This window comes from Mucilaginibacter flavus (genome assembly GCF_030409315.1).
GTDB lineage: Bacteria > Bacteroidota > Bacteroidia > Sphingobacteriales > Sphingobacteriaceae > Mucilaginibacter > Mucilaginibacter flavus.
In genome coordinates this window covers 12,724-38,604 of record NZ_JAUFPS010000006.1, presented here as the reverse complement: position 1 = coordinate 38,604, position 25,881 = coordinate 12,724, and the positions used below count along the sequence as shown (strand labels likewise).

At 43.1% G+C, this 25,881-nt stretch carries 24 protein-coding genes; 7 read left to right on the top strand and 17 right to left on the bottom strand.

The features are described 5' to 3' along the window. Positions 1-112 precede the first annotated feature (112 nt). Positions 113-871 carry a M17 family peptidase N-terminal domain-containing protein gene (locus tag QWZ17_RS01610; RefSeq protein ID WP_290303108.1) on the top strand — a complete coding sequence of 253 codons (759 nt, stop codon included), beginning with the start codon at positions 113-115 and terminating at the stop codon, positions 869-871. A 50-nt stretch (positions 872-921) separates the two neighbouring features. On the opposite strand, the gene QWZ17_RS01605 is transcribed toward QWZ17_RS01610, so the two are convergent. From QWZ17_RS01605 to QWZ17_RS01590, 4 genes are all read right to left on the bottom strand, one after another. After that, positions 922-1,305, bottom strand: a complete 384-nt coding sequence (locus tag QWZ17_RS01605) for a hypothetical protein (protein WP_290303107.1) — start codon at positions 1,303-1,305, stop codon at positions 922-924. A 63-nt stretch (positions 1,306-1,368) separates the two neighbouring features. Then, the gene (locus QWZ17_RS01600; protein WP_290303106.1) at positions 1,369-1,911 is read right to left on the bottom strand and encodes a Crp/Fnr family transcriptional regulator; all 543 of its coding nucleotides are present in this window, start codon (positions 1,909-1,911) and stop codon (positions 1,369-1,371) included. Between the two features lie 352 nt (positions 1,912-2,263). Continuing rightward, positions 2,264-3,061 (bottom strand): alpha/beta hydrolase, encoded by a 798-nt coding sequence (locus tag QWZ17_RS01595; protein WP_290303105.1) that lies wholly within the window; start codon positions 3,059-3,061, stop codon positions 2,264-2,266. Beyond that, positions 3,051-4,184, bottom strand: coding sequence for an alcohol dehydrogenase catalytic domain-containing protein (locus QWZ17_RS01590; protein WP_290303104.1), 1,134 nt, complete (start codon positions 4,182-4,184; stop codon positions 3,051-3,053). Before QWZ17_RS01590 ends, QWZ17_RS01595 begins: the two co-directional genes overlap by 11 nt. 289 nt (positions 4,185-4,473) lie before the next feature. Here QWZ17_RS01590 and QWZ17_RS01585 point away from each other — a divergent pair, with 289 nt between their 5' ends. Beyond that, positions 4,474-6,054, top strand: coding sequence for an alpha-amylase family glycosyl hydrolase (locus QWZ17_RS01585; protein ID WP_290303102.1), 1,581 nt, complete (start codon positions 4,474-4,476; stop codon positions 6,052-6,054). A gap of 165 nt (positions 6,055-6,219) precedes the next feature. Here QWZ17_RS01585 and QWZ17_RS01580 read toward each other — a convergent pair whose 3' ends face one another. The 8 genes from QWZ17_RS01580 to QWZ17_RS01545 form a co-directional block, all read right to left on the bottom strand. Beyond that, positions 6,220-6,888 carry a fatty acid desaturase gene (locus tag QWZ17_RS01580; protein ID WP_290303100.1) on the bottom strand — a complete coding sequence of 223 codons (669 nt, stop codon included), beginning with the start codon at positions 6,886-6,888 and terminating at the stop codon, positions 6,220-6,222. A 30-nt stretch (positions 6,889-6,918) separates the two neighbouring features. Beyond that, positions 6,919-7,770, bottom strand: coding sequence for a 4-hydroxy-3-methylbut-2-enyl diphosphate reductase (locus QWZ17_RS01575; RefSeq protein WP_290303099.1), 852 nt, complete (start codon positions 7,768-7,770; stop codon positions 6,919-6,921). Positions 7,771-7,790: 20 nt separating this feature from the next. Beyond that, a complete protein-coding gene (locus tag QWZ17_RS01570) occupies positions 7,791-8,465 on the bottom strand; it encodes a carotenoid biosynthesis protein (RefSeq protein WP_290303098.1) in 675 nt (224 codons plus the stop codon). Continuing rightward, positions 8,444-9,532 carry a glycosyltransferase family 2 protein gene (locus QWZ17_RS01565; RefSeq protein ID WP_290303097.1) on the bottom strand — a complete coding sequence of 363 codons (1,089 nt, stop codon included), beginning with the start codon at positions 9,530-9,532 and terminating at the stop codon, positions 8,444-8,446. The genes QWZ17_RS01570 and QWZ17_RS01565 overlap by 22 nt, the downstream gene beginning before the upstream one ends. Position 9,533: 1 nt before the next feature. Next, a complete protein-coding gene (locus tag QWZ17_RS01560) occupies positions 9,534-10,154 on the bottom strand; it encodes a 1-acyl-sn-glycerol-3-phosphate acyltransferase (protein WP_290303096.1) in 621 nt (206 codons plus the stop codon). Between the two features lie 158 nt (positions 10,155-10,312). Then, positions 10,313-10,936, bottom strand: coding sequence for a lysophospholipid acyltransferase family protein (locus QWZ17_RS01555; RefSeq protein WP_290303095.1), 624 nt, complete (start codon positions 10,934-10,936; stop codon positions 10,313-10,315). A 3-nt stretch (positions 10,937-10,939) separates the two neighbouring features. Continuing rightward, positions 10,940-11,749 carry an alpha/beta fold hydrolase gene (locus QWZ17_RS01550; protein WP_290303094.1) on the bottom strand — a complete coding sequence of 270 codons (810 nt, stop codon included), beginning with the start codon at positions 11,747-11,749 and terminating at the stop codon, positions 10,940-10,942. A 310-nt stretch (positions 11,750-12,059) separates the two neighbouring features. Next, entirely contained in the window at positions 12,060-13,307 is a 1,248-nt protein-coding gene (locus QWZ17_RS01545; protein ID WP_290303093.1) for a 3-deoxy-D-manno-octulosonic acid transferase, read from the bottom strand. Positions 13,308-13,524: 217 nt separating this feature from the next. Here QWZ17_RS01545 and QWZ17_RS01540 point away from each other — a divergent pair, with 217 nt between their 5' ends. The 5 genes from QWZ17_RS01540 to hemH all read left to right on the top strand — a co-directional run bounded on the left by QWZ17_RS01540 (position 13,525) and on the right by hemH (position 18,716). Continuing rightward, positions 13,525-14,508: a UDP-glucuronic acid decarboxylase family protein gene (locus tag QWZ17_RS01540; protein ID WP_290303092.1), complete on the top strand. Its 984-nt coding sequence runs from the start codon at positions 13,525-13,527 to the stop codon at positions 14,506-14,508. Between the two features lie 157 nt (positions 14,509-14,665). Continuing rightward, the gene (galE, locus tag QWZ17_RS01535; RefSeq protein WP_290303090.1) at positions 14,666-15,688 is read left to right on the top strand and encodes a UDP-glucose 4-epimerase GalE; all 1,023 of its coding nucleotides are present in this window, start codon (positions 14,666-14,668) and stop codon (positions 15,686-15,688) included. A 15-nt stretch (positions 15,689-15,703) separates the two neighbouring features. Beyond that, positions 15,704-16,756 carry a dTDP-glucose 4,6-dehydratase gene (gene rfbB, locus QWZ17_RS01530; RefSeq protein WP_290303089.1) on the top strand — a complete coding sequence of 351 codons (1,053 nt, stop codon included), beginning with the start codon at positions 15,704-15,706 and terminating at the stop codon, positions 16,754-16,756. A gap of 2 nt (positions 16,757-16,758) precedes the next feature. Beyond that, complete coding sequence (locus QWZ17_RS01525; RefSeq protein ID WP_290303087.1) at positions 16,759-17,499, top strand: tyrosine-protein phosphatase; 741 nt, start codon at positions 16,759-16,761, stop codon at positions 17,497-17,499. Positions 17,500-17,684: 185 nt separating this feature from the next. Next, the gene (gene hemH / locus QWZ17_RS01520) at positions 17,685-18,716 is read left to right on the top strand and encodes a ferrochelatase (RefSeq protein WP_290303085.1); all 1,032 of its coding nucleotides are present in this window, start codon (positions 17,685-17,687) and stop codon (positions 18,714-18,716) included. 24 nt (positions 18,717-18,740) lie between these two features. Here hemH and prfH read toward each other — a convergent pair whose 3' ends face one another. The 5 genes from prfH to QWZ17_RS01495 all read right to left on the bottom strand — a co-directional run bounded on the left by prfH (position 18,741) and on the right by QWZ17_RS01495 (position 25,847). Then, positions 18,741-19,355, bottom strand: coding sequence for a peptide chain release factor H (gene prfH / locus QWZ17_RS01515; RefSeq protein WP_290303084.1), 615 nt, complete (start codon positions 19,353-19,355; stop codon positions 18,741-18,743). A 4-nt stretch (positions 19,356-19,359) separates the two neighbouring features. Continuing rightward, positions 19,360-20,760 (bottom strand): RtcB family protein, encoded by a 1,401-nt coding sequence (locus QWZ17_RS01510; RefSeq protein WP_290303083.1) that lies wholly within the window; start codon positions 20,758-20,760, stop codon positions 19,360-19,362. Between the two features lie 12 nt (positions 20,761-20,772). Beyond that, the gene (locus tag QWZ17_RS01505; RefSeq protein WP_290303082.1) at positions 20,773-21,507 is read right to left on the bottom strand and encodes a hypothetical protein; all 735 of its coding nucleotides are present in this window, start codon (positions 21,505-21,507) and stop codon (positions 20,773-20,775) included. A 505-nt stretch (positions 21,508-22,012) separates the two neighbouring features. After that, positions 22,013-23,368, bottom strand: coding sequence for an exosortase N (gene xrtN / locus QWZ17_RS01500; protein ID WP_290303081.1), 1,356 nt, complete (start codon positions 23,366-23,368; stop codon positions 22,013-22,015). Further along, positions 23,349-25,847: an XrtN system VIT domain-containing protein gene (locus QWZ17_RS01495; RefSeq protein ID WP_290303079.1), complete on the bottom strand. Its 2,499-nt coding sequence runs from the start codon at positions 25,845-25,847 to the stop codon at positions 23,349-23,351. Before QWZ17_RS01495 ends, xrtN begins: the two co-directional genes overlap by 20 nt. Positions 25,848-25,881 lie beyond the last annotated feature (34 nt).

Here is a 25,881-nt window from a genome sequence, read left to right as displayed (position 1 = left end):
CAGGTAGCGGGATTTTTCATTTCTTGATGTAGGTTATTTGCGCCCCCCGCAGTGCCCGTTAGATTTGATGCAGTTTAAAACAAACAAGCACATCATCTATAACCAGCATAAAATGAAAACAAACGTAAACCATCGTTCTCCCGCTCGCCAAACTGTAAAAGCACATACCCTTAATGTATTCACCTTAATTGTCGTTTTTTTTACACCGGGCATTTTAAAAGCACAAAGTACGACTGTTTTGCCTGTAATTGGCACACATGCAGTACTGGGTAAAATTGACAACATTGATATTGAAACGATGGTGCAAAGCCCATCGGCAGAAAAAACACCACTGCAGATAGCATGCGTTTTTGAATATACCGAAAATGACATTTATGCACCACCCGCACTGCCTTTGGCGGCAAATGGCATGGCCCATCTTGACCAGGGACTAAACGGCATAATTACTACTTTAAGAAAAAACGGCGCCTTTACCGGGCATGCTTTTGAAACTTTGTTAATTGATGTACCTAATGGCACCATTACCCCACAAAGGCTTTTGCTTATTGGCCTTGGCGACAGGAATAAATTTGATCCTGAAATGATGAAAACCGTTGGGATGATTGGGATGCGGGAAGCCCTTAGATTGGGCGTGGGTAGTTACGCCCACGCAAGCGATCTGAAAGATGGGGGAGTGGATTCGCCAACAGCCCTGATTGCCCAAAATGTACTCATAGGTGCTATCAGCGCCTATCGCACGCAGGTTGATCTGAAAAGCAAAAACATGGCGATTTTTAAACCGCTTAAAAAAATAACCTTTCTGGCAGGCCAGCCATTTTACCAGATTACCGGCAACGGGTTAACAACAACAATTACCGGCAACGGCAAGTAATATAGATAACTGAATCCCGCCTTTCGGTCCTGTTCAATTAACGGTACCAATTACGCGGCAATAGCCACGGCCTTGCCTTTAACCGATAAATAAAGCGCGATAAACGTCACTACAGCGATAAAAAACGGACCGGCGGTTTTGGATACATCATGCTGATAAATGCCGATAAAACCATCTAATAATTGCGCTACGCCCGCCAGGAAAGCAAGTGTAAAAAGCCCATCCCGACGTTTGCCAAAAACAAAAATTATAGTTGCTGCCGCCAGTGGAATTGTACGCGCCGCGGCATATAGTGCAAAAATGGCTATCGCTTTATCTGCACTTATGTCGACAGGCAATATAGAAGCCGGATTAATTATCCCTGCCACCGAAAAACCCGCGGCAACCAATACGTTCACTGTTGTAACTATCTTTAAAAATGTAAGCGCTTTCATCCTTTGTATTTTATTATTATTGCAAAGGTGGGCAAACAGATGTGTTTGTAACGATAACAATTGTTAAGAAACAACGTTGCGGCGGTTCCTGATGCGGCTTAAAGAAACCGGCGTAATGCCCAGGTATGAGGCTATATAATGCTGCGGAATACGCTGAAACATATCGGGCCTGCTGGCTAATAGTTGCTGATACCTGTCAAACGGTTTGTTTTTCAAGAGTGAAAGCAGCCTGTTGGTATGGGTAAACAGTTTTTGGATGGCTGTTGTGTAAAACCAATTTTTGATAACAGCGTCTGTTTGCAGCAGGTGTAAAAAATCGGCTTTTTTAAGGATGCTTAACTGGCAATGTTCCAGGGTTTCTATGTTGATATTGCTGGGGGGGTTGTTCAAAAAACTTTCTAACGATGTTACCGAATCGCCCTCAAAGAAAAACTGCAGCGTTATTTCCTGTCCATCGGCATTGTACCAGGCCCTGATGCAGCCGCTGTTTATAAACATCATTTCGGTTGCTACGTCGCCTTCGGTCACCAGCGTGGTTTTAGGGGCAAATTCTTTTATGGCTAACAGGGCATTATCAATTGATCCGTTCATTGAGGTTTTAATCATTACCGTAAAGATAATTTATAGAAGCATGGCGTCGCTTTTTTGTTTGCCACAAAAGCGTACGCTTCCGGGGTTTAGGCCTTGGTTCAGAAAGGTATTTTCTGTTAAAAATTCACCTTAAAATAAAAGTCCCCTTGCACTCGCTGCTTGGGGACTTTAAACCTAAACCTTATCACTATTTGCAGGTGTGAACCTACAAAGTAGATAAACGTTTAAAATGTTGAAAATGATATATAAGCTATTATGTAATTGACAATAAAATGATAATTCTGTATATTTAATATATCAACTATCTGATTATTATCTATTTATAATTGCAATTCATTTTGGTCATTATTAAAAAAGTATCGGGGTTTTAAAGATAACCGGCAAAAAATCTAAGGGTGGTTATTACGTGTTTTGCCCAGTAAGGCCACTCGTGCCCGCCGCTGTATTCTTCGTAAATATGTGGTATCCCGGCGGTCAGCATTTTTTGGTGCAGGTCGCGATTATAGGCTATCAACAGGTCGTCCCGGCCGCAGTCAAACCGCAGCGGCGGCAGCTGGTTTACATAATGCTTAAAGGTTTCAAATACATCCTCGTCAATAGCATTCATCTGTGTATAAAGGGTTAAGGACTCGTTGGTAAAATGCTTCATCTGCGGTAAGCTGGTGATTGATGACATCCCCGATACAGCCTTAAACAGGTACCCGTATTTGGCCCCTATGCGTAAAGCACCAAAACCGCCCATAGATAAGCCCGAGATAAACAAGGGCGAATCCTCTTTTGCACCCGCTATGTTTTCCCGTATTGCCATCGGTACATCTTCGGCAATCCATTTTTCAAAATTATAACCGCTATGCGGTAAATAGCCAGATCCGTCGCCCCAAAGCCCGTCGGATGGCATGGCGATGATCATGGGCGGTAATTCGCCGTTGGTTATTAGCTCATTGGCCGTTAAATGCACGCCTGCGCTATGGCTCCAGCTCCAGGCACTGCCATAAACACCATGCAGTAATATTACAATGGGCAAGGTATCTGCCTGCATCGTGCCCGGTGGAACGTAAACACAAATATCGCCCCGACCATTAAGGTTGGGGGTATTTACAGTAATAAAACGCAGGTTATTACTTTCAAACCGTGGATTTGATATTTCGATGGTTTTAAATGGCATCTTGCTGGTGAAAAACAATAACTCCTTTGGCGTTTCTGCCTTTAAGCATATCGTCAAAAGCCTTATCAAGGTCGTCTATTGTATAGGTGCGGGTAATCATTTCTTCCAATAGCAGGTTCCCGCTTTCGTAATGATGTACAATTTGCGGGAAATCTATTTGTGGGCGGCATTTGCCATATAGCGGGTTAATGTAAATTTTATCCCACTCAAACAGGCGCATATCAATAGTTATATCCTGTTCAATGCCGCTTACCTGTACCGCTGTACCGGCATTACGTACCATGGCCAATGGCGCGGCGCCTAATTCGGGTATGGCGGTACACTCAAAGGCATAGTCGGCACCACGGTTTTGGGTCATGGTTTTTACCTGTTGGGCGGCATTTAAAAGGCCGATGTCATTACGGTGGGCCAAAATGGTATGGGTAGCGCCAAATTTTACGGCCATATCCAACCGATTCTGGTTAATATCTATAGCGATGATCATTCCCGCGTTAGCGATTTTCGCGCCTTGGATAACATTCAGCCCTACGCCGCCTGTACCCAGTACTACTACCGATGAGCCTGGTTTTACCTTAGCGGCATTCACCACCGAGCCATAACCCGTCATTACCCCGCAACTAATGATACTGGCGGCGGGGAATGACATTGCTGGCGAATTGTTTTTGACCACCGCCGAAGCTTTTACCAGCGTATACTCTGCAATGGTACCAATATTGAATGAGCGCAAAATAGGTTCGCCGTTATAAGTAGTACCCAATAAAGCCGCATGCCCGGGTGTGTAGCCGTTACCACCTGCTGCCACCGGCGATGCCACCTCGCACAGGTGCTCGTTGCCCTCCAAACATTGAAAGCATTTGCCACAATGCATGGCCCAGTTTAGGATCACGCTATCGCCAATGCTAAAGCCTGTTACTTCGGCCCCAAGTTTTTCAATAATACCGGCACCTTCATGCCCTAAAATGAGTGGTTTGCCCCAGTTAAGCGAATCATGATCGGTATGGCAAAGGCCGGCGGCCATTACTTTTACCAGTATCTCATCGGCCTGCGGGTCTTGCACCTCTATCATTTGTATCGAAAAGCTTCCGTCACCGTGGGCAATGGCGGCGTTGCACGTAATAGCCATACTGTCTGTTATTTTTTGGGGTTTAATGGCAGGTTTAAATGCCGGCAGATAAGAGATCTGCGGAATAAAAACTACCTGTTAGTAAGGGATAAAAATAGGGTTACAACAAAAATTAAAGCTAAGCAAAATTGTCCAGTTAGTGGTTTATATTATCCCTGTTCATGCCACCTGTTGCACTATCAGGACTATACACGCAATAATATCCGGGCAAAATGAGCCATATTAAACCACATTTATTCATTGTATATTAGTGTTGCTTTATGTTGTTTTGGGTACCAATTATAACTTCATGAAATTTAGCAAACTTATTTCAATGGCATGCTTGTGTTGCATCGCGTTTACCGCGATTGAGGCAAAACCGCGTCAAAATAAAGCGACCGGCGACGAGATCATCTACCATATTTTTCAGCGCAGTTTTTTTGATAGCAATGGCGATGGGCATGGCGACCTGAACGGCATCCGCCAAAAATTAGATTACCTGCAGGAACTGGGTGTAACCTCCATATTGTGTACGCCGCTTTATGAATCTATTTATTACCATAATTATTTCGCTATCGATTTTGAAAAGATCGACCCTAAATACGGCACTCTGCATGATTATTTAATGCTGATTAAAGAGCTGCACAAACGGGGAATGAAATTTTATATGGATATGGAAACCCAGTATGTTACCGAAGACTCAAAATGGTGGAAGGAGGCTTACGGCAACCCAAAATCCGAATACTCTGACTATATTCTTTGGGACGATCACGAAAATAAAAGGCCATCAACCATTGTAGCGGGTCTAACCGAATTAAAAGGTTATGATGGTATCATTCATAAAATTACCACCGCCAATTTAAACAGCGAAAAATCAAAGGCCTATAACACTAAACTGTTTAGCTACTGGCTCGATCCAAACCACGATGGTAAATTTAACGATGGTGTAGATGGCTTCAGGATTGACCATATGACGGATAACCTGGATAACAAAGGCAGCCTGCCACATTTATTTGATACCTTTTGGAACCCGCTGTTTGCAAAGCTGCGCGCCATAAACCCCAAAATAAAAATCATTGCCGAGCAGGCCAACTGGCTTAGCCTGGGCCTGGATTATCTGGATAAAGGCGGCGTAGATCGGGTTTTTGGCATCCGGCTGGCCTACGCCATCCGCTTGTTCAGGAAAGATCTGTTCATGGCCAATGCCGATTCGACCCTGGCCATGAATCCGCCGGGTAAACAACAAATTGTGTTTATTGAAAACCATGATATCACCCGGTACAGCTCGGCCGTAGGCGGCGATATCCGCAAGCTTAAAATAGGCTGCGCGCTTAACCTGCTTATGGGCGGCACACCCGCTATTTATTACGGGCAGGAACTGGGCATGACCGGCGCATCCCAAAACTTTGGCCCAACCGATGCCAATGAAATTCGGGAACGCCAGGCCTTTGACTGGTATGCCGTCGCACAAGGCAAAGGCATGGCGTACTGGTACAAACAAAAAGGCGAACACAAAGATCAGTTTAATGACGATAAACCAAATGATGGCATCTCCTTAGAAGAGGAACGAAAAGCCCCCAACTCACTGTTTAATTATTACAAGGCGATGATTCGCCTGCGCAGGTCCAATTCGGCCATCACCAATGGCACTTATAAAACCCTGGATAATGATAACAGCCAGGTGTTTTCATTTATCCGCAGGGATGGAAATAAGGCGGTGGTAGTGGTGATTAATTTATCAGATAAAGGCCAGGTAGCTAAAGTAAATGTCCACGGTTTGGCGGGAAAGAAAATTGGTGTTTTTATTGGAATGGATATGCCTGCGGTAAGTGACGGCAAAATGAGCGTGAGTTTGGGAGAATATGGGATTGGGGCGTGGGTGGTGGAGTAGGTGCTTATAGTAAAACCCGATATTGAAGTAGCGAGGCGGGGCTAAAATTGATAAAACCACTCTATCCACCCCTACGCAGATTTTGCAATTCCGAATGACTAACTCTTTTACCTCGTTGGGAAATGGCATAAGAGTCCGCCTTTGCCCTATTTAAATGCCCCGCGTCTACCTCTTCCACAACATCCACCACGGTGTGCCCGGCGAATGGTGATGCTCGTAATGATACCCAAAAAAGTAGCAGCTAAAAAATGCCAGCACGTGGTTTTTGGGCTGACTACGGGCGAAGTATTGATTGTCATGCTCGCCTTTGTGTGGCTGGTAAGTGCCGAAGTAAAATAGTTGCAACGTACTCAGCAGCGATGGTACTACCCAAAACAGCAACAGGTTTTGCTGCGGTATCCACAATTTTAAAATATTGAAGAGCGCTGCCATCACCACAATTTGCCATAAGGAAAGGTAGTTACGGATAAACCTTACATACCAGGCCCAGAAACCGCCCTCATGATAATCGGGATCTTCGGCCGTATGTACGTGGCTGTGGTGCAAATGGTGTTTGGTATATAATTGCGGGTACCAAAACGATGCGTATAAAAAAGTGCAGAGGTAGCCTGTAAAGTTATTAATGTTCTTATTGGGCGATATGGTGCCATGCATGGCATCGTGCGCGGTGATGAATAGGCCCGTGTACAGGTGCATTTGAACCAATATGCATAAATAAACCAGGGGATTGGTAAAGCTAAAATTCCATTGCATCAATAAAGCAATGCTGGTAACCCAACTGCCAATTACTATGAGCGCGATGAGTAAACCGATGTTTGGCGGGCTTTTTTGCATGTGATTTGAGTAACAGCAAAAAGCGTGCTGCTATAAATTTTCTATAGCTTCTTTTACCTGCTGCATCAGCCATAACGGGGTTGATGTTGCGCCGGCTATACCCACGGTATCATTTGGCGAAAACATGGATAATTCCAGTTCGTCGGTTGAGGAAATGAAATAGGTATTGGGATTGTGCTTGCGGCAAACCTCAAACAACACCTTCCCGTTTGATGATTTTTTGCCCGATACAAACACAATTTTATCAAAGCGGGTAGCAAACTTAGGCAAATCCTTATCCCGGTTAGATACCTGGCGGCAGATGGTATCGTTAGCTTTCAGGTTGTAGCCGCGGGCAATCAGTTCGTCTTTTACGTTGTAAAACTTTTCCATGCTTTTGGTGGTCTGGCTGTACAGCGTAATGTTTTGCGGCAGTTCCATGTTGTCCAGTTCGGCAATATCCTGGAATACCAAAGCCTCATTATTGGTTTGGCCTTGTAAGCCTACCACTTCGGCATGGCCGTGTTTGCCAAAAATCAATATCTTCTCGTTTTGATCGAACGATGTTTTGATGCGGTTTTGCAGTTTCAATACTACCGGGCACGATGCATCAATAAGGGTAATGTTGTTTTCTAAAGCGGTGCGGTAGGTGTCAGGAGCTTCCCCATGCGCGCGGATCAGCACCTTTTCGTTGTGCAGATCTTTCAGCTCGGCGTGTTCAATAATACGCAGGCCTTGGGCTTTTAAACGCTCTACTTCCTCATCATTGTGTACAATATCGCCAAGGCAATACAGGTAGCCATCCTGCGCCAGGATTTCTTCGGCCATGTCAATGGCATAAACTACCCCAAAGCAAAACCCTGAATCCTGATCGATAGTAACCTTTAAATTGTACGCTCCCATAATGCAAAGATACACATCTATCAATATATCAGCCCAAGCACCATAAAAAACAAAAACTGCATCATAAGTAACGCAACCGGTGCTTTGTTCTGCTTCTCGAATTTAAACTTTTCAAAAATGATAAGCATGCCTCCGCTTATTAAAAACCAGCACAGGTAGTTTTTTAGGGGGATGTTGTTATTTACCCAATGCCAGTAGTCAAAATGGATGGCTATAGGTTCTATAAAAAAATCGAGCAAGACCAATAGCAAAGCGCCTGATATAACTCTTAAAAAAATGTTTTTTATCCGGCTGCGCTGCATCAGTACCCCGGTTGAATAAATAAGCAGGAACCAGTTGATGCCTATGAGTAAAGGGATATCCAATAGTTTTTTGCCAAGCGTTTGGCCATAGGTATAATTGCCAAAAAGATAGCCGGTGTGTACGCCAATATATTCGGAACAAAAACCTAATGTAAAAATGATTAGGGCGAATAGCATCAATTTTAAGTGGGGCTGTTTGTGGTTATAAATAATTATACCCGTCATGAGCAATAAATGCCAGGGCACAATTTTTAAAAACAGTACCGAGAATGCTAAAACGATAAAGCCCATGAGGCCTACCAGGTGAAAAAGCACAATTACAAAAGTGGCGTTACGTTGCCGTTCGGCATCGGGTGTTAATAAGGGCTTGCTCAAATTCGGCGCCCTTTCCATACGGTAGTCCCGGTTAGGTGTTTTTGAATGGATAAAACCGCGATAATGAGCAGGTTTGCCATTTGCAAGGGGTGAAGCATCACATTATAAAGCGCGTTTTGCCCGGATGACAGTGAAATCATGATACGGGTAAGAATAATAAGACCGAATGCAAACGAAATGAGCGGCAAATTCAACGTGATGATGAGTACCAGCGGGAAAATAATAAGCAAGGTTAGGTAAATTAAAAAACCAATTACGCTGTAGTTAAAGGCCGCCAAAAAGTTTTTGCTAAAACCATTTACAGCCTCGTTATAGTTTTTATACATGCGGCAGTTAATGAGGCCGTTGGCTAATAAAGCCTCGCCGTTGTATCCCTTTGTTTTTATCAGCCGCATAATTTCCACATCCTCCACCACTTTATCTTTTACTGCCCGGTGCCATTGTTCCTGCCGGTAAGTATCGGCATCAAACAACATAAACTGCCCGCTGGCCGCAGCTACAGATGGGTTCTTTACAATAGAAACCAGTTTTAATGGCAGTAGGTTAAGTAAAATGTAATGCATTAAAGGCACCACTAATTTTTCGCCCAGGGTAGGCATATCCTGGTTGGTAAATAAACTTAGTAACCCCAGGTTATTTACCTGCATGCGGTGAACGGCGCTATTGATCAATCCGGGTTGTATCAGCTCATCGGCATCTAAAAAAAGCAGGTAGGTACCGGTAGCTTGCTGGGCCAATTGGTGGCAGGCATAGTTTTTACCTATCCAGCCGGCGGGCAGTTCATCGCCTTTAATAATTTTAAATTGAGGATGTTTTGAAGCAAAAGCTTCGCAAATGTTATAGGTATTATCCGTTGAGCCATCGTCTAAAACAATTACTTCATAATGCGGGTAGTCCTGCTGATGAATAGAATTTAGCAGGCCGATGATATTATCGGCCTCGTTACGGGCGGGGATAAGGATAGAAACTTTATCGGTATAATGTTTACTTACCCGGCGTAGTTTAGGATCGGATATAAAGTTGAACAGGGTTACCGTAAAACGCAGGATGATGAAAAAAAGGGTGATTAATATAACTGCTGTCACTTTATATGTCAAATTCGGTTTGTAGCAGTTTTGAACTGCTGTAATGTTGCTGGTAGGCCTCTTTTAAAGCCGTTATGTTGGTATAATTACCTTCATCACTTTTTAAATAAACGGTTGCCGTGCTCTTTTTATGTTTAAAGTACTGAATAAATGTGGAAGCAAAAACCAATTGGAACTTTTTAGGCGCTTTTTGCATTATCCTTAACACACCCTTATCAAACTTAACATCATCTACATAATTTGAAAACAATTTTCCCTGCGGAAAGATGAGCACCAGGTTCCCTGGAACATCCAGCAAAGCCGCCGCGTGATCTATCGATTCAATGATATCCCTTGATTTTTTGTTTACCGAAAACGCGCCGGCATATTTCAAATATTTAAGCATATGCACCGTTTTTTCATCAACCATTACATGAAATTTCTTTTTTAACAGCCTTTCGTTTACGGTATGAAGTATCAGCGCATCCCAAAAACTAAAGTGATTAGCTATCAGCAATAACGAACGGCTTTTATCAATTTCAATATCATTAAACAGCACTTCATGAAACTGCCACCCTACTATCCATTTAATGTAGTAGTAAATAACGCGGTTGATGAAGTAGTTGCTTTGATTGTAGACCATGAAGCGATAAACGTTAATTTTATGTAGAGACGCAATATTTTGCATCTCCCGCGTGCAAATCAAATGGATTTAGCTCACAAAGCTACTCTGTACAGCTGGAGACGCAAAATGTTGCGTCTCTACCAAATAAATCAAGCTTCTTGAATAAACAAGGTATGTTAATGTTTCATATTAATCTGGCTTTGTAGCGCCTGTTGATGAAAATCATTAACCCGTTGCTTTAACTCTTCAAAAGTGCATTCGCCGGCAATGCCGCAATCAAACTGGTGTATGTAGGCGCTGGGTTTAAAGCTTTCAAAATAATCTATCAATATACAATGATAAACCACCTGGCATGGCGCTTTAATTTGCTCAATTAATTTTTGAACCCCTTTTTCAACGGTGATATACGTTTCGTGATTGGAACGAATTTCGCCCTGCGGACAAACCACCACCATATTAAGCGGATCATTTAATAACTGTGCCGCATAACTAAGTGAAGCCAATAACTCCCGTGATCCTTTTTTGATAGAAAAAAGCCCGATGTACCTTAAATACCAATGTTTTTCTGCCTGTTCCTGCTGCATCATGCCATGCCAGCGGCGTTTGAGGCTATCGGCAGCGCTCATGTTGGTTAAAATGGTTTCCCACCAGCTAAAATGGTTGCATAGCATCAAAACCGAATGACCGGGTTTGGCTTCAAAGGGCAATATATCTACCTTTTTAAAACTACGGCTTGCCCGCCTTTTTATAAGGCGTAAAAACAGGGCACTCCAAAAATCGGTTTTGCGGGTGGGTAGCATAAATTAACTTATTAAATATTCATCCAGCGCTTTGGTAACCAGCCAATGGCCCATTTTTACTTCATGTACCTCGGCATTATCCAGCATTTTTACAAAAGGCATCGCCGCCTTTTTAGGATACAGGTGATCATCTTTACCAAATATCAGCAAACATTTAATTTTATACTGATTAATAAGTCCCGCTATTTTTACCACATCGGGTTTTAGCAGGCGTATCAGGTTCATGGTATAATAACTATCCAGGCGTTTTTTGGGGGTGTCAATTTCGTTATAGGCTATGGTGTAAAGCGCCTCATCAATTACCCCAACTGCCTTTACGCTTTTTAATAAAAAAGGTGCCAGCCATTTACTTTTGGTGGCCCACCTAAAAATAAATTTGCCTATAGGGTGATGCCTTAAAAAATAAAACCCTTTATGTACGGCAAGGCCATCGGGAGCCATTAATATCAAATCGTCAATTAAATGGGCGTACTCTTCTACTAATATAAGGGCCAGGTTTGCACCAATGGAATAGCCTATGATTGAAATGCGCTGCTCGCCATAAACCTTAAACCATTCCTGCAAATAAAGGCGTACCTGATCTTTAACCATCCCAATCCGGATTTGTTTATCCGTCCAGCCTTCCAGGTTGCTTTGGCCATGAAAAAAGTGATCAAACCCGTAAAAATGATATCGGGGTAATAACGACTGCTCCAATACCCTAAACTGGTTACCCAACATGCCATATCCGTGAAAAGCCAATATCGGCTTTGTTCCTGTACCATACTCATGAAAATGCACTTTGCCCAGGCCGGGCAGTTGTAAAAAACCCATTGGGGCAATAATAAGAAAAAATATTTTGAGGTGTTGGTATGCATAATAAACGGGAACAGGCCACAGCCTTTATGACTACACAGGTAGCCGCTATGCGGCATCGCGTAGGGAAGGCGTGTTTTTCTACAAACAGGTAGCCGCTATGCGGCATACAGCCATTAATTTATACAAGCAGCTTGCCGCGTAGCGGCTACCCGTTTGTAGCACAGTAAAACAGATATGCGCCTGTGCTCCGTAGGAGCTACCTGTCATCGGCGTAAGTTTTATATTTGTTTATACCCGCTGAATATGTCGTATCGTATCTTGTGCGTTAACTATCTATCTGTCCTAAAATCGCCTCGGTAGCCCCAATATGCTCACGTACAAACTCCGCCGCCTTTTTACTGGTAACGCTGTAAAAAGCTTCGTCACCAATCAGCGTTTCAACAATACCTTTTAGCTCATTTACATCACTTATACTAAAGCCGGCCCTTAAAGTTATAAGCTGTTTTGCCTCGTTAAATTTTTGATAATTGGGGCCAAATATAACCGGCAATCCAAAAGCCGCGGCCTCCAGTGTATTATGTATGCCAACTCCAAAACCACCGCCTATGTAAGCTATATCGGCATAGGCGTAAAGCGATGAAAGCATGCCGATGTTATCAATTATTAAAGTAGTGAGTGGTGAGTGATGAGTGGTAGCATCCTGGTTTTGAATTTTGAATTTTGAATTTTGAATTAACTCTGAGTATCTGGCTGTTGTTATTGAGGGCAACAAATTTACCAGGTTATTGACTTTTTCTTCGCCAATTTCGTGAGGGGCGAAGATGAATTTCCAATCGGGATATAACGCAGGGAGGGTAGCCAACAGTGCTTCGTCTTGCGGCCAGGTGCTGCCGGCTATAAATAATTTTTGGTCGTTTTTAAATTGGGCAATGCCGGGGATTTCTTTTGGATGCTGTGCGTTGGCCCATACCCTGTCAAACCTGGTATCGCCGCTTACAGCCGTGTTGGTAACGCCTATGCTTTGTAATAACTGCTTTGATGCTTCATCCTGCAAAAAGAAATACGTTACAAAGCTTAATATTTTACGGTGCAGACCACCGTACCACTTAAAAAAGATTTGTTTGGGTCTGAAAATACCCGATACTATATAAAGAGGAACCCTGCGTTTATGGAGCTGATTAAAAAAATGATACCAGTACTCGTACTTGGTAAACACTGCCATTTCTGGTTGTATGGCATCTATAAATTGTGTGGCATTTTTTGCGGTATCTAAAGGCAAATAATACACAAAATCGGCAAGTGGGGTATTTTTGCGCACCTCATATCCCGATGGGGAAAAGAAGCTAACCACTATTTTTTTATCCGGATGCCGGGTTCTGAGTGCTTCCAGGATAGGGCGGCCCTGTTCAAACTCGCCTAAGGAAGCAAAATGAAACCAAATACAGTTATTTATACGTATAAACTGTTGATTTTTTCGTCCGTTTATCCATTGGCTTGCTTTTTGATTAAACAGCGAAGCCACATAAATGACAACAAAATATAACCGTATGCCTATCGTATATAATAACATCATTTTTATTTATGTTGGTTATCTTAGCCGGGGTTAAAAGTAATAACAATAATTAATTACTTGATCGTTTGCACCCTGTGTTATGCAGCTGCCTGCAAATTAACTGATGACGATAATCAGAAAAACGGGTATAAGATTCTTATACATACTTGAGAAATTAGCTGAAGAACTATTACCGATTTTAAATATCAGACTACTATTGGATTTAAATAAATAATTGATGGAAAACCGTAAAAGAGTATTAATAACCGGGGCAGCCGGCTTTTTGGGTTCGCACCTTTGCGACAGGTTTATTAAAGAGGGATATCATGTTATTGGCATGGATAACCTTATTACCGGCGACCTGCGGAATATTGAGCACCTGTTTAAACTGGAGAACTTTGAATTTTATAATCACGATGTTTCTACGTTTGTGTTTGTTCCGGGTCAGTTGGACTATATACTGCACTTCGCATCGCCGGCCAGTCCTATTGATTATTTAAAAATCCCTATCCAAACCTTAAAAGTAGGCTCGTTGGGTACACATAACCTGCTTGGTTTGGCCCGCTCAAAAGGTGCCAGGATGCTTATCGCTTCTACTTCAGAAGTATACGGCGACCCTAACATAAACCCACAGCCAGAAGAATACTGGGGCAACGTTAATCCGGTTGGTCCGCGTGGTGTTTATGACGAAGCTAAGCGTTTCCAGGAGGCTATTACCATGGCATACCATACCTTCCACGGTTTAGAAACCCGTATTGTGCGCATTTTTAACACATATGGCCCGCGTATGCGCCTTAATGATGGCCGCGTATTGCCAGCATTTATTGGCCAGGCACTAAGGGGCGAACCGTTAACCATGTTTGGCGATGGTTCACAGACCCGTTCGTTTTGTTATGTAGACGATTTGGTTGAGGGTATTTATCGTTTGCTGCATAGTGATTATGCCCAGCCGGTAAATATTGGTAATCCAGATGAAATCACCATTCGCCAGTTTGGTGAGGAGATCATCAAGCTAACCGGTACAGATCAGGAAATGATTAGTTTGCCGCTACCTACCGATGATCCTAAACAACGCCGCCCGGATATTACCAAAGCCAAAGCCATATTGGGTTGGGAGCCTAAAATATCGAGAAGCGAAGGTTTAAAAATTACTTACGAGTACTTTAAATCATTACCCGAAAAGGAGATCAATCATAAGGATTTTACTTACTATAATAAATAGAGGGATTAAAAATGATTGCCATTCCCTGCTTTAAAATGGCATGGCAATTAGGGCAACCATCTTGTGCTTTGTGCAAAGATGGTTGTTTTGTTATAAAACAAAGGGTAGTAAATTCACCAATTTGCTTACCTTTATAACCTAATAAACACTGCTTAAAATGAAAATATTAGTAACAGGCGGCCTGGGTTTTATTGGCTCCCATACCGTTGTTGAATTAGTAAATGCAGGTTATGAACCTGTTATTGTTGACGATCTTTCAAATTCCGATCCTAAAATTTTAGATCAGCTGGCCAAGATAATTGGCTACAAACCAGTGTTTCACAAGCTTGATTTGTGCGATGAGGCCGGCGTAAAAGCCCTGGCCGTTGCCGAGCCCGATTTGCAGGGTATTATTCATTTCGCGGCATTTAAAGCAGTTGGCGAATCTGTTGCCAAGCCATTGAAGTACTACCGCAATAACTTTTATTCGCTCATTAATTTGCTGGAGGCATACTATAGCAAACCCCTAAACTTTGTATTTTCATCAAGCTGTACCGTTTACGGTCAGCCAGAGCAATTACCTGTAACCGAGGCGGCCCCGGTGCAACCTGCCCAATCACCTTATGGCAATACCAAGCAAATTGCCGAAGAGATTTTGAAGGATATGATAGCATCTGGTACCAGCAGCTATAAAGTGGTATCATTAAGATATTTTAACCCGGTTGGCGCGCATGAAACTGCCCTTATTGGCGAATTGCCAATAGGTGTACCACAAAACCTGGTTCCCTTTATCACGCAAACGGCTATTGGCAAACGCGAAAAGATAACCGTTTTTGGTGATGACTATGATACCCGCGATGGCAGCTGCGTACGTGACTATATTCACGTAGTTGATTTGGCCAAAGCACACGTAGCCGCCTTAAAATTAGCCGAAAGGGAAGATTATACCGGTTACGATGTGTTTAACTTGGGTACGGGCGAAGGCAGTACCGTATTAGAGGTTATTCACGCGTTTGAAAAAGCTACAGGCGTAAAAGTTAACTACCAGATTGGGCCTCGCCGCGCGGGTGACGTTGAAAAAGTTTGGGGCGATGTAACCAAATCAACCAATAAACTGGGCTGGAAAACCCAGCTTGGTTTAGAAACCATGATGGCATCGGCCTGGGAATGGGAAAAATATATAGCTCAAAATCCTTTATAAATTAATACTCAGCAAATGCAAAAGATCATCATTACAGGTGGGGCTGGTTTTATAGGATCGCACGTGGTGCGCCGTTTTGTAAAAACGTATCCAAATTATAATATCATTAACCTGGATAAGTTAACCTATGCAGGCAATCTCGAAAATTTAAGGGATATTGAAAATGAACCCAACTACAGGTTTATAAAAGGCGATATTGTTGACCTTGAATTTATAAACAGCTTATTTGATAACGAAAAGCCCGACGCGGTGATCCACCTCGCGGCTGAGTCGCATGTGGATAGGTCAATCAGCAGTCCGTTGGAGTTTGTGATGACCAATGTTGTAGGCACGGTAAACCTGCTTAACGCCGCCCGCCAAAGCTGGAAAGGCCGTTATGATCAAACCCGTTTTTATCATGTATCAACCGATGAGGTTTATGGTACTTTGGGCGAGGATGGGATGTTTACCGAAGAAACCGCTTATGATCCGCATTCGCCTTACTCGGCATCAAAAGCAAGCTCAGATCATTTTGTGCGGGCCTACCAGGATACGTACGGCATGGATGCTGTAATTTCTAATTGCTCAAACAACTACGGTTCGTTTCACTTTCCTGAAAAGCTTATTCCGCTGGCAATACACAACATTAAGCAAAACAAACCTGTACCTGTATACGGCAAAGGCGAAAACATTCGCGACTGGCTTTGGGTGGAAGATCACGCGCGTGCTATTGACGTAATATTCCATAACGCCAAGGCCGGGCAAACCTATAATATAGGTGGCCATAATGAATGGAAAAACATCGACCTCATTAACCTGTTATGTACTATATTGGATAAAAAATTGGGCAGGGAAGTAGGCGAATCGGCCAGGTTGATCACTTATGTAACTGATAGGGCCGGGCACGATTTGCGTTATGCTATTGATGCTACCAAACTTAAAAACGAATTGGGTTGGGTGCCATCAATTACATTTGAGGAAGGTTTGGAAAAAACTGTAGATTGGTACCTTGCAAATGAAGAATGGTTGACTAACGTAACATCGGGAAGTTACCAGCAATATTACAAGGGGCAGTACAACAACCGTTAACTATGTTTGGGTTATTTAAAAAAAAGCAGATCAGAAAAGAGATCACCTTCAATTATGAATCTATCATGGTTGATATGCACTCACATGTTTTGCCGGGCATTGATGACGGTGCAAAAACGCCGCAGGATTCGGTGATACTGATTCGGAAGATGATGGACCTGGGGATAAAAAAAATCATCGCTACGCCGCACGTAATGATTGATTTTTATAGAAACACCCCCGAAACCATCGCCGCGTCGCTCGAACTGCTGAAAGCCGAACTGGTTAAGGAAAATATAGATATCCCAGTTGAAACCGCCGCCGAGCATTATTTTGATGAAACATTTGAGGCTCGTGTAAACGAAGGCCGATTGATGACCATGGGCGATAATTATGTATTGTTTGAGTTTTCGTTTATCAATAAACCACCAAACGTTATCCCGGTTTTGCAAAAGATGAATGATATGGGCTATAAACCTATATTAGCTCACCCGGAAAGGTACCCATACATGGATCTGGACCAATATAAAAACATCCAGAACTGGGGCTGTAGCCTGCAACTAAATACTATATCCTTAACCGGCTATTATGGTGGCGATGTAAAAAGACAGGCCGAAATGCTGGTAGATAACGAGATGATTGATTTTATATCAAGCGACATGCATCATGAGAAACACGCGCAAGCATTAAAAGATGCCCTGCGTTCCCGCTACCTCGAAAAACTGATGTTTGAAATGCCTTTGAAGAATAAACTCCTTTTTTAAGTATCAAGTAGTTAGTAGCAAGTATCAAGATAAAAAGCACCTTGTCCAATAGCAGTAGAGGCACCATTGAAGCTATCTTACTACTTGATACTTACTACTTGATACTATTCCCCATTTATTTGTAAATTATTTCTTTGATACCCGCTTAGGGGTAAAATTATTTTAATTTTGCACGCTAAATAGTTATGGGTAAAAAAGGTGTTTTATTAGTAAACTTAGGTACACCAAACAGCGCTTCAACAGCCGATGTACGTACTTATCTGAATGAGTTTTTGATGGACCCGCGGGTTATTGATGTTAACCCCGTATTGCGTACCTTGCTGGTACGCGGGTTGATTGTCCCTTTCAGGGCACCAAAATCAGCCAAATTATATCAAAAAATCTGGAGCGACACAACTGGCTCGCCATTAATGCATTACAGTATTTTACAGCAGGATGCTTTGCAACAACGCCTTGGCGATGAGTACATTGTTGAGCTGGCTATGCGTTACCAAAATCCAACTATCCAATCGGCACTAAACAGGCTGAAAGATGCTTTGGTTGATGATATACAGGTGATTGCTTTGTTCCCGCAATACGCGTCGGCAAGTACAGGTTCTGTTTATGATAAGGTGATGGAATTGTTGATGGACTGGCCTACAAAGCCAACCATATCTTTCGTTAACTCATTTCATGATAACGAGCTGATGATTGCCACCTTTGCCGAAAACGGTGCCAAATATGATCCTGCCAAGTTTGATCATGTATTGTTTAGCTTCCATGGTTTACCGCAACGCCAGCTTATCAAAGCCGATCATACCCAAAAGCATTGCCTTAAGGTGAGCAACTGCTGCGAAACCCTTACCGATGCCAATAAGTTTTGCTACTCGGCCCAATCGCACCATACTGCCAAACTGATTGCCGAAAAACTAAATATTCCCAAAGAAAAATATACTATTTGCTTTCAATCGCGCCTGGGTAATGATCCATGGGTGCAGCCTTATACAAGCGAAGTGGTAGCCAACCTGGCCAAAGAAGGCAAAAAAAGCCTGCTGGTATTTTGCCCTGCTTTTGTTGCCGATTGCCTGGAAACCGTATACGAAGTAACCACCGAATACGGTGATGAATTTAAAGCCTTAGGCGGCGAACGGGTACAGTTGGTTGAAAGTTTGAATGATTCCCCCACCTGGATTTCCGCTTTGGAAAAAATGGTAAGGGATAATCATATTTCGGCATAAGATAGCCCCTTACCATAGCTGAGCTTACAAAGCCTGCTCAATTACCTTTACAGCATTACCCCGCACCAGCGAATGATGGGCAAGCCATTGGCTTTCTAACCGGGCTATTTGCGCCTGCGTTTGCAACGCCATTACCTTTGCCTCCAGCCGTTGCAGGCAAAGTTTTTTATTTTGCAACTGCGACCGGCTATCCATGGCCATTACCTGCAAACCGGTAGGCAGGTGTGTACCACGCACAGCGGTTTCCACCTTATTTATATTTTGGCCGCCCGGGCCTGAGGCCCTTGTAGTTTCAAATTTTACATCATTGGGATTAAAGGCAACTTTAGCATCCACATCAAAAATACCAACACCTATAAACCAGTTTTTGCGTTTGTGAAATTTACGATAAGGGCTTTGCGCTATCCATAATATGGTGCCGTTCCATTCGGTAATAAAACTATCTATGTTATCGCCTTGTAATAACAGGGTAGCAGATAACAAAGTACCGCCAATACTTCCCTTTTTTTCTTCGATGACGGATAGATCGATATTTAAAGCCGTAGCCTGTTTCAACATTAGCTGCTGTACCTTGGCTACCACCCTGCAACATTCCTGCGGACCTTTGCCCGCGGTTATTTGTATAATTACTTTTTTCATTTGGTTATTCTTTATTCATGCGTACAATGCGCGGCCAAAATTCTCCCTGAATAGTCACCAGGTCGGCCTGCGCGTTCATTACTGTTTCAATGTTCTTATAAGCCAGCGGATTTTCTTCAATACTTCCGTCTATCAGTGTAACACCCGCATCAACCAACATTTTTTTCATGGCCGATTTTGTAATACTGCTTTTAGCATCCTGCCTGCTCATGGCCCGACCTGCCCCATGCGATGCCGAGTTTAAGGCTTCGGCGTTGCCTTTGCCTATTACCAGGTAAGCAGGCGTTGCCATACTACCGGGGATAATACCCAACTCATTTATATTTGCAGGCGTGGCCCCTTTACGATGAATAATAGCTTGGATGCCATCAGCAAGCTTATTCTTCCAGGCAAAATTGTGGTGGTTTTCTACCTTGTGTAAAGCTTTTAATCCCAATGTCTTTAGCAGGTTGGCGTGGATACGATCATGACAAGCTTTGGCATAATCGCCGGCAAGGGTCATATTTAGCCAGTATTCCTGGCCTGCTTCTGTATCCAGGTTTAACCAGGCCAGCGGCTGTGCTTCACGTGGCAGCTTGCAGGTGTTCATGGCTATTTGCGTATAATGTTTGGCTATGCCGGCCCCTAATCCACGGCTACCGGAATGTGTGAGCAAAGCCAGGTAGCTTTTAGCAGGCAGCTCCAACGCGTTATCTTCATTTAAGGTTATCAACCCAAACTCCACAAAATGATTCCCCCCTCCCGATGTACCTAATTGTTGAACGGCTTTACCATGCAGTTTTTTAAGCAGTGGTGTTTCATGAAACATCGCGTTATCCAAAATCTCGTGATGTTGTGTTACGCCCAAGCGGCCTTCCATGCCAAAATGCGTCCATTTGCCTATAGCTTGTTTTATTTGATGTTCGTAGCGTTTAATGAACTTTTCATCGGCATCAATAATACTTAGTGCCATGCGGCAGCCAATATCCATACCAACAGCGTAGGGGATCACCGAGTTGCGGGTAGCCAAAACGCCGCCAATAGGCAAGCCGTACCCGCTATGCGCGTCGGGCATTAAAGCGCCTTGCAAACTTACCGGAAGTGATAGCGCCAGCCTCATTTGTTTTTTTGCGGCTTCTTCTATTTCGTCCTCACCATAAATTTTTAAGGGAGATGCTTCCGGCTTTAGTTCAAATAAGGTTACAGCCGGTTTTACATCTGCATTCATCAATGCATCTGCTATTTTTTGCAGGGCGATGTCGCCGGTGTAGTTCAACGGATTGTTTTTCACATCTGCTAATAATGCAAGCGTATCCGTTTTATGCTGATGCTTAAAATGTTTGGCTACAGTGGTAATGACCATGCTTTTAAGCCGGTCATCAGTGTAGCCTATATTGTTTAATTCTTTTGTTTTTAAATTGCCCATAGGGGTTTTGTTTTAATAATCCAGGTAAGCCTCTTTGTTGGTATACCTGGGGCTGTTTTTTAAATCCAATTCGTCGAAATTTCTGGGCTGGTCCACGTAATCTTCTTTCCAGTAATTATCCTTACCGCCCATCAGCTTCCAGAGCCTCGGCTGAAAATTATTCCAATCGATATACTTGTGTACTCTGCTTAATTCGCGCTCTAATAGCTCATCAACCTGCCTTGCGGTATAAACCATATGCGGCTTAATCACCAAAACATATCGCCATGCTTCGGTAAGCACATATTTGGTTTCCCAGCGATTGTACCTGTTGTCCCATTTTTCTGTTAAATAGAAACAGCGTTTTTCTGCGTCGGATAGTTTTAACTTATCGCCGTGAAAGTCCTGAGGCGATAGCTCTTGTAATTTGTGGTTGTTAACATCGTAATAATGGTATTCTCCCTTACGAACCTTTCGTCTTTTAAAAGATCGGTCGTAATGCCATTGATAAGTATTGATTTTGCTTAACAGCTCATTATAAAACTGCGCTTTAGGGCTTCGGGCGATATCATCGCGCAAAACAAACTGGCGCATCCATCCCCTCTGATAAGGTTTATCTAATACTACCGGCGGTAGTTTGCATCGTTGATTGCTTAATTCCTGACGTCTTCTACTTAATTTGATGAGTTCCTTGTCGAAGTCTTTTTTTACGAGCCGCTTCTTTCTCCGGGCCGACTTTTTAATGTACGGCCAATCATGCATGTCCATCACGCTTTGCGTTTAATTTTATAACCTTTTGTGGTTTTCAAAATTCATCTGCCGTAGCAGATATATCCATTTTGAAAAGGTGCACCAGGCCGCGAAACGCAAAACAACATGACAAACAAAACCAAGCCCAGGTTAAACAATAACTGTTAAACCAATTTTAAAATAAAAGCCAAAGAATTTGTTGTCCGCCGGTTTCGTGGCAGCACCTAATGGAATATGGTGGAGATACTTTCTTGCATGATTCCTAATAATTAGTGGGTTAACAATTAAGGAATTGGCACAAAGGTGCAATTATTTTTCAAATATCAAATGTTTTATTTCCCAGGAGAGAAAGCAATGCTGTTTTCTTAATGCAAAGAGGAGGCACCTACGGAGCCAAATCATTATTTCTTTGAGCTATAAACACGGGACTCCGCCGGAGTCTGAAAATCCAAATTCTGGCTACAGCGTAGCCCCGTGTTTATAGCAGTTCATATTTCGTTTTTGGCTCCGTAGGTGCCTCCTTCTAAAAGCGACCAGCGCGTTGTAAGCTATCTATAACTTCTTTTAGCCCCGCCTCGCTCACCGCGTTTACATTAACCAAATAAAATACCTTCCCGCCTTTTGCCGCTTCCCATCGCCATTTAAACTGGCTAACGGTTTGCATTTTGCCGTTATCAAACCACCAGGCACTGTAAATTTTATCACGGCCCTTGGTAAGAACGCCCGAATAAATTTCCCTGCCGTTAACAACCGCAGTTTTAATACTGGCAAAATTATAACCGCTGCCCTGCCAGCAAATCATGGGGTTATGTTCGGGGCCATAAAATGGTGTGGGCTTCAGGTATACCAGGGCATGGGCGTTTTCAAACTTGATTACGCCACTTTCTAATATTTGTTTATGATAGCCTTTAAGTACAACAGCCTCGGCATTTTTATTGGCTAACTCATCCATGGTTTTAAGGCTAAATAGAGAGATGATAAGTGTAATAGCCAACGCTACGTGAATAACAGGGTAACGCAGCTCATAAGATTCCAACCGGATAAGCTGGTACTGCTGTGGATTTTTTTCGGCCTTTACCGAGTTTTTCAAATAAACCTGCGAAAGCCATAACAGCGGAAATATTACATACACCAGCAAACAAATTACTCCTGCAATATCATGAAACACGTTACCTGCCGGGATTTTGAACAACACCAGCAGCATAATGCGGCACAGGTTGCATACAATGTTCAATACAAAGGTGATGCACAGCAGCAACGTAACCTGTATAAAGCTCAATTGCTTTACTGTTTGCCGCTGGCTATGGGCAATTGCAAACAAGCAAATAATGAGCGACATGCTAAGCATATGTAAACCGGCGCAGGCCTGGTCTACAGAAAACTCGGCCCCGTTCAATTCAATAATATTGCCCGATGCATGGGCTTGCACGCCACAAATATTTAAAATTTGCGCTACCATTTCACTTAACCAAATACGGATTGGAAAACTAATGGCATTACTGATATACAAAAACAGTGGCGAAATAAGCAGCAGTAAAAAGAACAGCACCGTACTTACCTTCCCCTTAAAATTCTCGAAAAATAGCAGAACAGCAAACATCAATGCTACAAACAAGGTGGTTTTAACCGGGAAGATAAGCGCGGTTATGGTAAACAGTAGTGCAGGCAATAAATACCGCATGGAAAACTCACCGGTTTTTACCCGGCATATGTAAGGTGCCAGCGCGAGGCCAAGCAGCACATCGGCATTCCATAAAAAATATATAGCAAGTAGTTTTATGCCGATGATAAGGTATATCAAACAGCAGCCGTTAATTAACAAACGACTGCTGCTTGCCTGGGTATCCGGGAGCTGCATATTAAAGATCGTTCCTGGCATATTTGGCGCGGTATACTAAAAAGTTAATTACGGCAACGGCTATCAATACCAGCAACCATTCGCCCGGCTCGGGTACCGCGCCGGATGATTTCATAGAAGCATTTGCCAGGCTGTTTTTATTGGCGTCGATGCCAAAGCGTTCATAATCGGCCTGGGTTTCTAACACAATCAAGCTGGATACAGGCGAGGCGATATATGCCTGCTCTGCCTCGTTAATGATATCGGGCTGTACGTACGTCTTATCAAAATAATGCGGACCAACTTTTTTCATGACATCGTTGTAAGCAAATAAACGCAGCAGATGGTCGGGCGCGTCGCTTTTGGTGGTATCGGCAGTTTGTTCAATCATCATGTCCGCTTGATCTAAAACTACATGTTTATTATCTTCCTGGCTTTGCAAAAACTGGTGTTTGGCAATGTTGGCTTGCAGCTTTTCAAGCCCGCCATCGTCATAAACAAATACCCGCATCTCTTTAAGCGCTTTTAAATAAGGCGTTAATTTTGTGCCGATGTTGTATAGTCGGACAGGCCTGGCGGTAGCAAGGTAGGTGGTTAACCGTTTCTGAAATTCGGAATCATCAAGATCGTTCAAATTGGGCGATGTTTGCGGGCATTTGGTAATCAACAAAGCATTATCGGCATCTCTGATCTCGTTTACCGGGAACAGGCTGAAATTTAGTTTTTGTGCCCTTTGTAAAACCCCGGTTTTATTGTCTTCGGTTAGCTGTTTCAACCCGCCATCGTCATAATAAACCTTTTTGTTTTTAATGCTTTGCCACAGGTTATCAAACTCGGCGCTGGTCCAGGAGTTATTTAAATCGAGGTAAATGGCCGTGGGTTCAAAATTGGTAGTTTGTGCTTTGTAATCTTTCAGCCGGTAACCTTTGCCGGCAAAAGTAAAGGGCTTATCGGCAAGCGCGGTTGTGGCGAAGGCTATTTCCTCATCAGGTTCATATTTCCTATCGGCGGTGTAAACACCTTCACTTATTTCATCAAAACCAGGCAGGTTAAACAAAGCCGGCTTTTTTGAAAAGGATACCTGGATAGTTTCGGTAGCATCATCGGCGGGTGGGCCGTCAAAATAAATGCTTTCGTAAACCAGCTGCTGGCCGCGCTGCTTTAGCGGGCTTGTAACCCCTATCCTGAATTTACGCGCTTCGGTTACCGTACACGGAAAAATGCGTGCTGTAACGGTATTACCCTCCTGCCAGTGAATAACAGATGGATCACGAGCTTCCACACCTACCACAGTTTTGTAAGCCGAATCGGCTTTTGCTTTGGTAGTTAATCTCGATTTTTCCTCTTTGCCATCTATCCATAAGGATAAGGAACTCACCACCGCCCCCTCGGGCAGATGAAAGGTATAAATAGCTTCCTGGCCGCGGTTCCACCAGGTACGCTCTTCATGTTTTTTTACAAACAACGTTTTTTCGGTATAGGCCATCCTGTACTCGGGGAAGATTTTCACATTGGTGATTACCGAACTGGTGGTAAGCTTATCGCCGCTCCAGAGCCGCTCCTGCGCTTTGTGGCGAGAATCGTACATGGCTTTCAATATTTTAATCCGCTCGCTCTCTTCCAGGTTGGTTTGGCCACTAAATATACTGGCTATTACCACCAGCGGATCATGTTTCAGCGGCTCATCAAAAGAGGTATTATGAAAGCTGCCCCAAAACCAGTTATCCTGCAGGTTGGCGGTTTTGTATACCAGGTTGGCTTTGATGATGCGCTCGGCAATAGCATTTTTAGGAATGTTTTGGCTGATAACAACCCAGGCCGGCAACTTACCTTCCGATAAAATATTGTGGTTAATAGCCTGGTTAACCTGCGTGTTAATACTGCGCCATTGCCATACAAACAAGCTACAGATAATAAGCGGGAGCGTAACACCCAAGCCGACGGCTATTTTTAACGATCGGCTTTCACCCACGTTTCTTTTAATAATGATGAATGTAGTTACAGCCAAAGCCACCGGCGCAAACGTATGCAGCGAAATACCGATAGCTATAGCGGCCAATAACCCAATGATGTACATGGAGGTTAAATAAAGGCTATAATACAAAAACAGTAAAAAAGCGGCACCTAAAAAAAACATTAGCAAATGTTTAGCAACGCTGCTAAATCGATTAATGAATATTGATAAAATAACAGCGCCGCATGAAACACAGATAGCGACGCATAGCCAGGTAACCGAACTATCAAACACATTCATACTGCGGTTTAGCGCAAAGGCACTAATAAACCAAAGCAAAAACACCAAAGCCCAATAGGCCAAACGTTTAGGTTTAGTTAGCAGAACAATGATGAGGTAAATTACGGATAGCAGGTAGTTGGTGAAAAAAAAGCTGATATCGGCACCTTCCTTTAGTTCGATAAGGTTTAGCTCGGGAAACGCGAATAGCGCGGCCGATATCAGTATCATGATCAGGCCGGTTTTTATTACACGGTCCTCGGTTAAAATTTCTCTTAGTTTTTTCATTTTGTTAGTTTAAAAGAACTTTGAATTGCAAAGT